At 47.7% G+C, this 12,345-nt stretch carries 9 protein-coding genes, 1 other RNA gene and 1 other annotated feature; of the genes, 9 read left to right on the top strand and 1 reads right to left on the bottom strand.

Annotation, left to right across the window (positions count from 1 at the left end):
* Nucleotides 1–9 precede the first annotated feature (9 nt).
* The 4 genes from recJ (at nt 10) to dtd (ending at nt 5,716) form a co-directional block, all read left to right on the top strand.
* Nucleotides 10–2,358 (top strand): single-stranded-DNA-specific exonuclease RecJ, encoded by a 2,349-nt coding sequence (gene recJ, locus KI350_RS01620; protein WP_025811058.1) that lies wholly within the window; start codon nt 10–12, stop codon nt 2,356–2,358.
* A gap of 17 nt (nt 2,359–2,375) precedes the next feature.
* Nucleotides 2,376–2,888, top strand: a complete 513-nt coding sequence (locus KI350_RS01615; RefSeq protein WP_023855391.1) for an adenine phosphoribosyltransferase — start codon at nt 2,376–2,378, stop codon at nt 2,886–2,888.
* 169 nt (nt 2,889–3,057) lie between these two features.
* Nucleotides 3,058–5,259 (top strand): RelA/SpoT family protein, encoded by a 2,202-nt coding sequence (locus KI350_RS01610; protein ID WP_023855390.1) that lies wholly within the window; start codon nt 3,058–3,060, stop codon nt 5,257–5,259.
* 13 nt (nt 5,260–5,272) lie between these two features.
* Nucleotides 5,273–5,716, top strand: coding sequence for a D-aminoacyl-tRNA deacylase (gene dtd, locus KI350_RS01605; RefSeq protein WP_212930422.1), 444 nt, complete (start codon nt 5,273–5,275; stop codon nt 5,714–5,716).
* Between the two features lie 27 nt (nt 5,717–5,743).
* Here dtd and KI350_RS01600 read toward each other — a convergent pair whose 3' ends face one another.
* Nucleotides 5,744–7,315, bottom strand: a complete 1,572-nt coding sequence (locus KI350_RS01600) for an N-acetylmuramoyl-L-alanine amidase family protein (RefSeq protein WP_023855389.1) — start codon at nt 7,313–7,315, stop codon at nt 5,744–5,746.
* A 142-nt stretch (nt 7,316–7,457) separates the two neighbouring features.
* Between KI350_RS01600 and KI350_RS01595 the strand changes: the two genes are divergently transcribed.
* From KI350_RS01595 to KI350_RS01575, 5 genes are all read left to right on the top strand, one after another.
* Nucleotides 7,458–7,622: a YrzK family protein gene (locus KI350_RS01595; protein ID WP_023855388.1), complete on the top strand. Its 165-nt coding sequence runs from the start codon at nt 7,458–7,460 to the stop codon at nt 7,620–7,622.
* A gap of 54 nt (nt 7,623–7,676) precedes the next feature.
* Nucleotides 7,677–7,916 (top strand) — a binding site (T-box leader).
* A gap of 80 nt (nt 7,917–7,996) precedes the next feature.
* Nucleotides 7,997–9,271 (top strand): histidine--tRNA ligase, encoded by a 1,275-nt coding sequence (gene hisS / locus KI350_RS01590; protein ID WP_059231888.1) that lies wholly within the window; start codon nt 7,997–7,999, stop codon nt 9,269–9,271.
* A 14-nt stretch (nt 9,272–9,285) separates the two neighbouring features.
* On the top strand, nt 9,286–11,064 hold the full coding sequence (gene aspS, locus KI350_RS01585) for an aspartate--tRNA ligase (protein ID WP_059231887.1): 1,779 nt from the start codon (nt 9,286–9,288) through the stop codon (nt 11,062–11,064).
* Nucleotides 11,065–11,132: 68 nt separating this feature from the next.
* Nucleotides 11,133–11,329: non-coding RNA, 6S RNA (ssrS, locus tag KI350_RS01580), on the top strand.
* Between the two features lie 153 nt (nt 11,330–11,482).
* A complete protein-coding gene (locus KI350_RS01575; protein ID WP_020452405.1) occupies nt 11,483–12,247 on the top strand; it encodes a tRNA threonylcarbamoyladenosine dehydratase in 765 nt (254 codons plus the stop codon).
* The last annotated feature ends 98 nt before the right edge of the window (nt 12,248–12,345 follow it).

The raw sequence follows: 12,345 nt of genomic DNA, 5'->3' as shown, positions 1-12,345 counted from the left end.
GGTGAATTTATGTTAGCGTCAAAAATGCGTTGGGACGTGCAAACGCCCGACAAAGAAAAGGTGGAGCAGCTCGCCGGAAGATTAGGCATTACTCCCCTTGCCGCCTCATTGCTTGTCATGAGAGGTTACGATACAGCCGACAAAGCATCTTCATTTTTAAATGGCAAGGATGCAGTTTTTCACGATCCTTATCTGCTGAAAGATATGGAAAAAGCTGTACAGCGAATCAAACAGGCAATTTCAGATCAAGAAAAGATTATGATTTACGGCGATTATGATGCGGACGGTGTGACAAGCACGACTGTCCTTTTGCAAATGTTGAAAAAATGTTCAGCACAAGCCGATTTTTATATACCTGACCGCTTTAAAGAAGGGTACGGCCCGAACGAAGCGGCCTTTCGCGGGATCAAAGAATCAGGCTATTCATTGATCATCACAGTTGACACAGGCATTGCCGCCGTTCATGAAGCTGAAGTCGCTAAAGAGCTTGGCGTCGATTTGATCATTACGGATCACCATGAGCCGGGACCCGTTTTGCCGGATGCCTATGCGATCATTCATCCGAAGCAGCCGGGCTGCGGCTATCCATTTAAAGAGCTTGCCGGCGTCGGTGTCGCATTTAAGCTAGCCCACGCTTTGAACGGAGAGCTCCCGGAAGATTTGCTCGACCTTTGTGCGATCGGCACGATTGCCGACCTTGTGCCGCTTCATGATGAAAACAGGCAGATTGCCAAGCGCGGCATGGAACAGTTCAGGAGAACGAAGCGCCCCGGATTAAAGGCGCTGACCAAAATTGCCGGAGCGGAGATACATAGTGCGGATGAAGAGACCATCGGTTTTCAAATTGCGCCCCGCTTAAACGCGGTCGGCAGAATTGAACAGGCTGACCCGGCCGTTTACCTCCTGAACACAAAAGACGAAACAGAAGCGGAAGAGCTGGCCGAAGATATCAACGCCTTGAACAAGGAGCGCCAAAAAATCGTCAATCAGATGACAGAGGAAGCCGTTCAGATGATCGAGGAGGAAGGCCTTGATCAGCCGGTGATCGTCGCGGCGCGGCCGGGCTGGAATCCCGGCGTCGTCGGAATCGTGGCTTCAAAGCTTGTCGAGCGGTATTACAGGCCCGCCATCGTTCTCGGTATCGATGAAGAAAAAGGCATTGCCAAAGGATCTGCGCGCAGCATCAAAGGATTTGATTTATTTCAAAATCTCTCGGAGTGCCGGGATATTCTCCCGCACTTCGGCGGGCACCCGATGGCAGCCGGAATGACGCTCAACCTGGAAGATGTTTCGGCACTAAGGGAGAGAATCAACCGTCAGGCTGAAGCGGTTCTGACCGAGGAAGATTTTATTCCCGTCCAAGACGTCGATTTGTGCTGCCGGCTCGAAGATATCACGGTTGACAGCATTGCCGAAATGAACATGCTGGCGCCGTTCGGCACGGGAAATCCGAAGCCCTTCGTCCTTGTCAGCGACGTTAAAATTGATGATTCCAGGAAAATCGGCGCCAACAAGAATCACTTGAAGCTTGTGCTGGCAGACGGCGAGAACAAGCTTGATTGCATCGGATTTTATAAAGGCGCCATCGAAGACGGGATCGTTCCTGGAGCAAAGATCTCGATTGTCGGGGAACTGTCGATTAACGAGTGGAATAACAGAAAAAAACCGCAGCTGATGATCAAAGATGCAGCCGTCAATGAATGGCAGCTGTTTGATCTGCGGGGAAAACGGTCATGGGAAGAAAAAATATTGCAGCTGGATCCTGCGAAACGGGCGTGCATCTGCTTCCGTGAGGAAACCAAAGCGAAGCTTGCGGGGACAGGCCTTGAAGAAGAGCTGACCGTCATCAGCGGTCCTGAAGATGCAGAGCGTCTCGTCCTTGAGAGCCGCTATGCGGTATTTATAGATATTCCGCCGTCGCTCGACATCTTTGACCAAGTGATAAAAGGCAAAAAACTGGAGCGCATTTATCTGATTTTTTATCAATCAGACGAACATTTTTTCTCAACATTTCCAACTAGGGAATATTTTAAATGGTACTATGCTTTCCTCCTGAAAAGAGGTTCTTTTGACTTGCCGAAATACGGCGGGGAGCTTGCCAGACATAAAGGCTGGACAAAAGACACAATTGATTTTATGACAAAGGTGTTTTTTGAGCTCGGTTTTGTTACAATAGAGAATGGTGTTTTATCTGTTGTTTATCATGCCGAAAAGCGCGATCTGACAGATTCTGAAACCTACCGGGAAAAACAGCGCCTGATTGAATTGGAGCAAAAGCTCATTTATTCTTCGGCGGATGAGCTTAAACAGTGGCTGGATAAGCGGATGGCGGAAAACGCCGTCGCTTATAAAGTATGAGGAGGACATGAAGACAGATGGATTTGAAGAAGTATGTGACAATTGTGCCGGACTACCCGAAGGAAGGCGTACAATTTAAAGATATTACAACATTGATGGACAAAGGCGACGTCTATCGCTACGCGACAGATCAAATTGTAACGTATGCGAAAGAAAAAGAGATCGATCTTGTCGTGGGACCTGAAGCGAGAGGATTTATCATCGGCTGCCCTGTCGCATATTCGCTCGGGGTAGGATTTGCGCCTGTCCGCAAAGAAGGCAAACTGCCGCGTGAAGTCATCAAAGTCGACTACGGATTGGAATATGGAAAAGATGTCCTGACCATCCATAAAGATGCCATTAAACCGGGGCAGCGCGTCTTGATCACTGACGACCTGCTTGCAACCGGCGGAACGATCGAAGCAACGATCAAGCTGGTTGAAGAGCTTGGCGGCGTCGTAGCCGGAATCGCTTTCCTGATCGAACTGACATATCTTGAAGGAAGAAATAAACTGGACGGATATGATATTTTAACCTTGATGCAATACTAAACAAATTTTATACTATAAAAAGCACTCATAAAAAGCGGGTGCTTTTTTTCCTATTCATATAGTATTCCGGGGCCGGCAAAAGTCCTTTTGAATTTCTTCTCTTTACATCTGTGACATTTTTCTTGATAATAATTACAATACAGTTTTCAATTATAAAAAAGGTGATTCCATGGCGAACGAACAAGTATTAACCGCTGAGCAAGTCATTGAGAAGGCGAAAAGTTACCTTTCCGATGAACATGTTGCTTTTATAAAAAAGGCTTATCAGTACGCGGAAGACGCACATCGCGAACAATACCGCAAATCGGGCGAGCCTTATATTATCCATCCGATCCAGGTCGCGGGTATCCTCGTCGATTTGGAAATGGACCCCGCCACAATAGCGGGAGGATTTCTCCATGATGTGGTGGAAGATACGAGCGTAACGCTTGAAGATTTAAAGGAAGCATTCAACGAAGAAGTTGCGATGCTTGTCGACGGCGTCACGAAGCTTGGGAAAATTAAATATAAATCACAGGAAGAACAGCAGGCAGAAAATCATCGGAAAATGTTTGTGGCTATGGCTCAGGACATCCGCGTCATTTTGATCAAGCTGGCGGACCGTCTTCACAACATGAGAACCTTGAAGCACCTGCCGCAGGAAAAGCAGCGCAGAATTTCAAATGAGACGCTTGAAATATTTGCTCCGCTGGCTCATCGCCTTGGGATTTCAAAAATAAAGTGGGAGCTTGAGGATACCGCTTTACGCTATTTAAATCCACAGCAATATTACCGGATCGTCAATTTGATGAAGAAAAAGCGGGCCGAAAGGGAATTGTACGTCGAAGAGGTCGTAAACGAAGTGAAAAGCCGCGTCGAAGAGGTCAATATTAAAGCGGACTTTTCCGGCCGGCCGAAGCATATTTACAGCATCTACAGAAAGATGGCGATGCAAAACAAGCAATTCAATGAAATTTACGACTTGCTCGCAGTCCGGATCCTCGTCAACAGCATCAAGGACTGCTACGCGGTTCTAGGCATCATTCATACATGCTGGAAGCCGATGCCGGGCAGATTTAAAGACTATATCGCAATGCCGAAGCCGAACATGTACCAGTCCCTCCACACCACCGTCATCGGGCCGAAGGGGGATCCGCTGGAAGTCCAGATCAGGACGTTTGAAATGCACGAAATTGCGGAATACGGAATCGCGGCCCACTGGGCTTACAAAGAAGGCAAAAATGTCAATGAAGATTCAAGCTTTGATAAAAAGCTTTCCTGGTTCCGCGAAATTTTGGAATTTCAAAATGAGTCGAGCGATGCCGAAGAATTTATGGAATCTCTAAAAATCGATTTGTTTTCCGACATGGTGTTCGTTTTTACGCCGAAAGGGGACGTCATTGAATTGCCGTCAGGCTCTGTGCCGATCGACTTTTCGTACCGGATCCATTCAGAAATAGGCAATAAAACGATCGGGGCGAAAGTAAACGGAAAAATGGTCACGCTTGATTACAAGCTGCGCACAGGGGATATCGTAGAAATTCTGACATCCAAGCATTCGTACGGTCCGAGCCAGGACTGGATCAACCTTGCGCAGACATCTCAGGCTAAGCATAAAATCCGCCAGTTCTTTAAAAAGCAGCGCAGAGAGGAAAATGTCGAAAAAGGCAGAGAACTGGTTGAAAAAGAAATTAAAAACCTGGACTTTGAAGTGAAGGACGTCTTAACAGTCGAGAATCTGCAGAAAGTCGCCGACAAGTTCAATTTTGCCAATGAAGAAGACATGTATGCCGCAGTCGGCTATAACGGCATTACAGCTGCTCAAGTTGCAAACCGTCTGACGGAAAAAGAACGGAAAATCAGAGATCAGGAAGAACAGGTGAAAAGCGTTCAAGATGTAACACCTGAACCGAAACCTTACCAAGGGAAAAAACGCGAAGCGGGTGTTCGCGTCAAAGGCGTTGACAACCTTCTGATCAGACTGTCAAAATGCTGCAACCCCGTTCCGGGAGATCCGATCGTCGGATTCATTACAAAAGGCCGTGGTGTATCCGTCCATCGCGAGGACTGCCCGAATGTTTTAACAAATGAAGCGCTCGACCGGCTGATTCAAGTAGAATGGGAGCATGAGCCGCAGACGCAGCGGAGAAAAGAATATAACGTCGAAATCGAAATTCTCGGCTATGACCGCCGCGGCCTTCTTAATGAAGTTCTTCAGGCCGTTAATGAGACAAAAACAAATATTTCATCTGTGTCAGGTAAATCGGACCGCAATAAAGTGGCGACGATCCATATGGCCATCTTCATTCAAAATATTAATCATTTGCATAAAGTGGTTGAACGGATCAAACAGATCAAAGATATCTACTCCGTGCGCAGGGTGATGAATTAGGAGGAAAAGCGTCATGAGATTAGTTGTTCAGCGCGTCACAGATGCAAGCGTTTCGGTAGGAGGCGAGACTGTCGGTCAAATCGGCCTCGGCTTGATGGTGCTTGTCGGCGTGACGCATGAGGATACGAGCGAAGATGCCGCATATTTGGCGGAAAAGCTAGTCAATCTGCGGATTTTTGAAGATGAAGGCGAAAAGATGAACCTGTCGCTTTTAGATGTCGGAGGCTCCGTTTTATCGGTTTCTCAGTTTACCTTGTACGGCGACACGAAAAAAGGAAGACGGCCGAATTTTACAAAAGCGGCAAAGCCCGATCAGGCGCTTCAATTATACGAGGAGTGGAACAGCATGCTTAGCGCAAAAGGCGTTGCTGTCGAAACGGGAAGATTTGGCGAAATGATGGATGTCAAGCTGACAAATTCGGGTCCCGTCACCTTTATTATGGATTCGAAAGCATAAAAAAGCTCCCATTTGGGAGCTTTTTTATTAGTTAAAATAGTTTTCTAAGCCGCTTCTAATGCCGTCTGTCACTCTTTCTCTATAAGCGTTCGTGCTGACAACCGCTTCTTCTTGAGGATGGCTCAAGTAGCCGAGTTCAAACAATGCGGCGGCCTGTTTATTTTCTCTTAATACGAAGTAGTCCCCGAATAATACGCCGCGGCTTGGCAGAGGCGAGTGCTTTTCGATCTCGGACTGCACGTCTGCTGCGAGCTTCCGGTCTTTTGACGGGCTGTAGTAATAGGCGGTATTTCCCCTTACGGACGCGTTTGGAAAACTATCATAATGAATGCTGATAAAAGCGTCGGCGTTTCGATAATGAGAGGTCGCGACCCGCGACTGAAGGCTGACGAAAGAATCGTCATTCCGCGTCATATAGACGTTGACGCCATCGGCTCTCAGTTTTGCGGCAAGAAGCGTTGCTGTTTTGATGGTCAGCCGTTTTTCGAGCGTCCCCCGCGTTCCGATTGTCCCGCTGTCATGTCCTCCGTGTCCGGCATCGATGACAACCGTTTTATTTTTGATTGTGCCGCTCGCGCTTGACCGCTTTGCCAAAGGCGGTGCTGCGCTTTTCGAATCTCCGGCTGAGCCAGACTGGTCAGCGGTCTGAACGACCCAGTTTGCCACATAGGCGGAATCGCCGTTTGACAGTTTGATTTCATACCAGTCGCCTTTTGCAGAGACGATCGGGTAAGACTCGCCTTTCCCTGCGCGCTTGACGATCGCTGAGGATGTCGAAGGCCCGCTTCTAACATTTGTGCCTTCATACACGATGGTGGCCTGCTGTTTTGACCCGGAGCCGCTGCTTGTTTCCGAAGTTCCGCTTTTCTGTTTGGGTCCTTCGAGAATATAGTGGCTTGCGACCCAGCCCTTTTGACCATTAAATTCGATTTCATACCAGCCGTGCTGTTCGTTTAAAATCGTCACACTTGCATTCCGTTGAAGCGACGCAATAATCCGTCCTTGATGGGAAGCTGTGCTTCTGACATTTAAGGTGGATACGCCGACCGTTCCTGATTTTGTTGATGAAGCGCGTGATGAAGACGATTGAGACTGTTTTGCTCCTGAACCTTGATTGACATAGTCTGAATGGACCCAGCCAGTGATGTTCTGATAGGAAATCTTCACCCAGTTTCCGTCGGTCTTTAGCAGGTCAGCCTGTTCTCCTTCAGGGAATACGCCTTGGACTTCATATGAAGTGCCGGGGCCTTTTCTGATTCTCAGGTTTGCTTCGGAAGATGTGACTTTTCCCTCAGCTGAATCAGAGCCGTTGGAGACTTGGCTTTTTTTCTTGATCAGCCAGGATACAACCCATCCTTTTTGTCCGCCGTTCAGCTGGATCTGGACCCAATCCCCGCGCTCTTCAAGAATCGGATAGCTTTCATTCCGGCTGACGACGCTGACGATTTCATGGCTCAGTCCGGGTCCGCTCCTGACATTGATTTCATCGGTGGCAATCACGGCTTCCCCGATGGCTGCAGAAGCTGTGTTTGACGATGTATAAAAGGCTGCTTGTGCTGCCAGCATCATCGATAGGATCAATACTGTTCTTTTTTTCATATTGTTACCCATCTCCTCCTTTCGGTAAAAAACTTGGAACACTACTTCTTCTTCTATATCGTATATTCCTTGCCGTTTTTTTAATAAAATGAAAATGATTTGTTTATACTATAGAAAAAAGATATCAAAAGGATGTTGTTGTGTGAGGTATAATCAAAGAATGGGCAGAGCGATCCATGAGCAAGATGCAAATCTGCATCTAAAGGATCATGCGGATCCGGAGCAAGCCGGCTTTATGGAAGAAACGGCGACTGAGCTGGGGCTCGCGTCCAAAGAATCAATTCAGAATAAAAAGAACCGCAAATAGGGTTGACATGCACACTTAACACTCGTATTATAATATAAATTAGTGTACATATGAGTTGAACTGAAGATGGAGAATAGTAGGCAAGAGTACGTGAAAAGAGAGGAACCGCCCTGGGCTGAAAGCGGTCTGCACGGTATCTTGACCGAATGAACACTCCGAAGGTTTCCCGCTGAAAGCCCGGCAGAACTTGCGAGCAATTAGGCGGCGGACGTGAACCTGCGTTAAAGGCATGAGCGGGAACGGGTTGATCGTTCCAACTAGGGTGGCACCACGGGTATAACTCTCGTCCCTACTATTGGTTTTATAGTAGGTTCGGGGGTTTTTTTATTTCCATAAATGAAAAAAAGCATTTAAGTCATGAGGAGGATTTAAAAATGGGATTTAATATTCCAAGGGGAACACAAGATATTCTCCCAGGAGAATCGGAACGCTGGCAATACGTCGAAAAGATTGCGAGAGAAACGTGTCATGCGTATCAATATAAAGAAATCCGGACACCTATTTTTGAACATACAGAACTATTTTCCCGCGGGGTGGGAGAATCGACCGATATCGTACAAAAGGAAATGTACACATTCGCTGACAAAAAAGGAAGAAGCCTGACGCTTCGTCCTGAAGGCACTGCATCTGCAGTACGCTCTTTTGTGGAAAACAAACTTTTTGCTAATCCGGTTCAGCCGACGAAACTTTACTACATCGGACCGATGTTCCGCTATGAAAGGCCGCAGACAGGCCGCTACCGCCAATTTTATCAATTCGGCATCGAAGCGATCGGTTCGAACGATCCGGCGATTGACGCGGAAGTCATTGCCTTGGCGATGAGCGTATACCGGAAAGCGGGTCTCAGCAATCTGAAGCTGGTCATTAACAGCCTCGGCGACAAAGAGAGCCGAACCGCTCACAGAGAAGCGCTGATCCGCCACTTTGAGCCGAGGATCGACGAGTTTTGTTCAGACTGTCAAAAACGGCTCCGACAAAATCCGCTGCGGATTCTGGACTGTAAAAAAGACAGGGATCATGAACTGCTGAAAACCGCTCCTTCTATTCTTGACTACTTAAATGAAGAATCCAAAGCCTATTTTGCGAAAGTGCAGCAATATCTGACCGACATCGGCATTGCGTTTGAGGTCGATCCGAACCTGGTGAGAGGTCTTGACTATTACAATCACACAGCTTTTGAAATCATGAGCAATGCCGAAGGTTTCGGAGCGATTACAACGCTTGCAGGCGGTGGGCGCTATGACGGCCTTACTGAGGAGTTCGGCGGACCGAAAGCGCCGGGCATCGGCTTTGCGATGAGCATCGAACGCCTTCTCGCCGCACTGGACGCCGAAAATGTAAATGTCGGAACGGATGAAGGCATTGACTGCTATATCGTGACACTTGGCGACAAAGCCAAAGACTATTCCGTATCCCTCCTCTATAAACTGAGAGAAGCAGGGCTTTCCGCCGAAATCGACTATGAACAGAAAAAAATGAAAGGTCAGTTTAAATCGGCCGACCGTCTCAATGCGAAATATATCGCTGTTTTGGGCGAGGATGAACTGAACCAAAATCAAATAAATGTCAAAGATGCGAAAACAGGAGATCAACAGGCCGTCGGCCTTGATGAATTCATCCGTTTTTTGAAAACAAACACTGAAAGTTAAAGGAGAGGACCGCTTTGTTTGGACGAACATATTATTGTGGCGAAATAACGGAGAAGGCGATCGGAGAATCCGTCGTTTTAAAAGGATGGGTTCAAAAAAGACGCGATCTCGGAGGCTTGATTTTTATTGATTTGAGAGACCGTACCGGCATTGTGCAGGTGGTGTTTAACCCCGACGTTTCCAAAGCCGCCCTTGAAACAGCTGAAAGCATCCGCAGCGAATATGTGCTTGACATTACAGGCAAAGTCGTTGCCCGCGAAGAAGCAACAGTTAATCCGAATTTAAAAACCGGAAGAATTGAAATTCAGGCGGAATCGGTCGAGGTGCTGAGTGCGGCCAAAACGCCTCCTTTTGCGATCAGCGACCAGGCTGCAGAAGTATCTGAAGACATCAGATTGAAGCACCGCTATCTCGACTTGCGCCGTCCGGAGATGTTCAACACCTTAAAAATGCGGCATAATGTTACAAAAGCAGTCCGCAGCTTCCTTGACGACAACGGCTTTATCGATATTGAAACACCAGTGTTGACAAAAAAAACGCCTGAAGGAGCGCGTGACTATCTCGTGCCGAGCCGCGTCCATGAAGGCGAATTTTACGCGCTGCCGCAGTCTCCGCAGCTTTTTAAGCAGCTGTTGATGGTATCCGGATTTGACCGCTATTATCAAATCGCCCGCTGTTTCAGGGACGAAGATTTGCGCGCCGACCGCCAGCCGGAATTTACGCAGATCGATATCGAAATGTCATTTATGAGCCAGGAAGACATCATGAAGCTCGCTGAAGAAATGATGGCGAAAGTCATGCTCGAAACGCACGGTGTGGACATTTCCCTGCCGCTGCCGAGAATGTCTTATCAGGATGCGATGAACCTTTACGGATCCGACAAACCGGATACCCGCTTTGACATGCTGTTGACCGATGTATCAGAAAGCGTAAAGGATTCCGATTTTAAAGTGTTTGCGTCAGCTGTGGCAAACGGAGGCGCGGTTAAAGCGATAAATGTTAAAGGCGCCGCATCTAAATATTCGCGGAAAGACATTGACGCACTCGGCGAATTCGCAGCAAACTACGGGGCGAAAGGGCTGGCATGGCTGAAAGCCGAAGCGGACGGACTGAAAGGTCCGATTGCGAAGTTCTTCCAGGACGAAAAACAGCAGGCGCTCATTGAAGCGCTTGACGCCAAGGAAGGGGATCTCATCCTCTTTGTCGCAGACCGGCTGGAAGTCGCCAATGACGCGCTCGGCGCGCTGCGCTTAAAGCTCGGAAAAGAATTGAATCTGATCGATGAAAGCTTGTTCAACTTTTTATGGGTCATTGATTGGCCGCTTCTTGAGTATGATTCAGAAGAAGGACGTTTCTATGCGGCGCACCACCCGTTCACGATGCCTGTCCGGGAAGACCTTGATCTGGTCGACACGAATCCGGAAGACATGAAAGCGCAAGCCTATGACCTTGTCTTAAACGGCTATGAGCTGGGCGGCGGATCGATCCGTATTTTTGAAAAAGATGTTCAGGAGAAAATGTTTGCGCTTCTGGGCTTATCTGAGGAAGAGTCGAAAGAACAGTTCGGCTTCCTGCTTGAAGCATTTGAATACGGGGCTCCCCCGCACGGCGGAATCGCGCTCGGCCTTGACCGGCTTGTGATGCTGCTCAGCGGCCGCACCAACCTGAGAGATACGATCGCATTCCCGAAAACGGCAAGCGCAAGCTGTCTGTTGATGGAAGCACCTAGTGAAGTGGACAGCGCCCAGCTCGATGAGCTGCACCTGTCAATCAACCGCAAAGTTCGACAGTAAATTGTAAAATATACGGCTGTACATCCCATTGAAAATCAAAGGGACGTATGATATCATTTTTAACAAATAAAGTCCTGATGTGTTTGTTGTACACCTAGTTTTGACCGAACATTTTTTTACTTGGGAGTTCGACGTTTCCAAATGGAGCAAATGCCTCTTATCACTCGTGTGCTCAGGAGGACTTGCAAAGTTTGGAACAGAACACCCACCTGCCGAGAGCGGGATCAAAACGAAGGAATACGACAACGGCACAATCGGGACTTTTTTGTGCTTGAAAAGGCCTTTTTCGGCCATACATAGGATAATCTATGAGGCGAAGCGAAAAAATATGACGGGAAAATGAAATAGACCGCTTGTTTAATCACCCGATTATGATAAGATACTATCGGTAACTGTTAATAAAGATGGAGTGAGATTCTTGTTACATCAGTTTTCGCGCAATGAATTAGCGATTGGAAAAGAAGGTTTAAATATTTTAAAAAACAGCACGGTCGCCGTTTTGGGCGTCGGCGGGGTCGGCTCTTTCGCCGCGGAAGCGCTCGCCCGTTCAGGTGTCGGCAGAATCGTGATGGTCGATAAAGACGATGTTGACATCACGAATGTCAACCGTCAGCTGCCCGCTTTGCTGTCAACGGTCGGTCAGCCGAAAGTTGACTTAATGAAAGCGAGAATCGCCGATATTAACCCTGAGTGCGATGTCATCGCTTTAAAAATGTTCTATACCGAAGAGACGTATGAACAGTTTTTTGCTTATGAACCGGATTATGTGATCGACGCGTCAGACACGATTCATTATAAAATTCACTTAATGAAAGAGTGCCTGAAGCGGGACATCAACATCATTTCAAGCATGGGAGCGGCCAATAAAACAGATCCGACAAGGTTCCAAGTGGCCGATATTTCGAAAACTCACACCGATCCGATTGCAAAAGTCATCAGGACGAGGCTGCGCAAGGAAGGCATTACGAAAGGCGTTAAAGTCGTCTTTTCTGACGAAAGCCCGATCGTGATCCGCGAAGACGTACGCCAAGTCGTCGGAAATGACGAGGCGAAAATCCGCAAAGCGCAGATGCCGCCGTCTTCAAACGCTTTTGTTCCGTCAGTCGCAGGCTTGATCATGGGCGGCCATGTGATCATGGAGCTTTTGAAAGATATTCCGATCAAAAGGGTGAAAGATAAGTAATACAAAAACGACGGCAACGGTGCTGTCGTTTAAGATTGTTGGCAAAATCCCAAAACTAAAAGCCGTTTTGGGATTTTGTCATTCTTTAAAGCTTATCC

Source organism: Bacillus sp. J41TS8 (assembly GCF_018333035.1).
Lineage (GTDB): Bacteria > Bacillota > Bacilli > Bacillales > Bacillaceae > Bacillus > Bacillus paralicheniformis.
This window is presented reverse-complemented; position numbering and strand designations above follow the sequence as displayed.

Coding starts and splice junctions, on each gene's coding strand:
- dtd (WP_212930422.1), top strand. CDS start 5,273: ATGAGATTAGTTGTTCAGCGCGTCACAGATGCAAGCGTTTCGGTAGGA.
- KI350_RS01610 (WP_023855390.1), top strand. CDS start 3,058: ATGGCGAACGAACAAGTATTAACCGCTGAGCAAGTCATTGAGAAGGCG.
- hisS (WP_059231888.1), top strand. CDS start 7,997: ATGGGATTTAATATTCCAAGGGGAACACAAGATATTCTCCCAGGAGAA.
- recJ (WP_025811058.1), top strand. CDS start 10: ATGTTAGCGTCAAAAATGCGTTGGGACGTGCAAACGCCCGACAAAGAA.
- KI350_RS01615 (WP_023855391.1), top strand. CDS start 2,376: ATGGATTTGAAGAAGTATGTGACAATTGTGCCGGACTACCCGAAGGAA.
- KI350_RS01600 (WP_023855389.1), bottom strand. CDS start 7,315: ATGAAAAAAAGAACAGTATTGATCCTATCGATGATGCTGGCAGCACAA.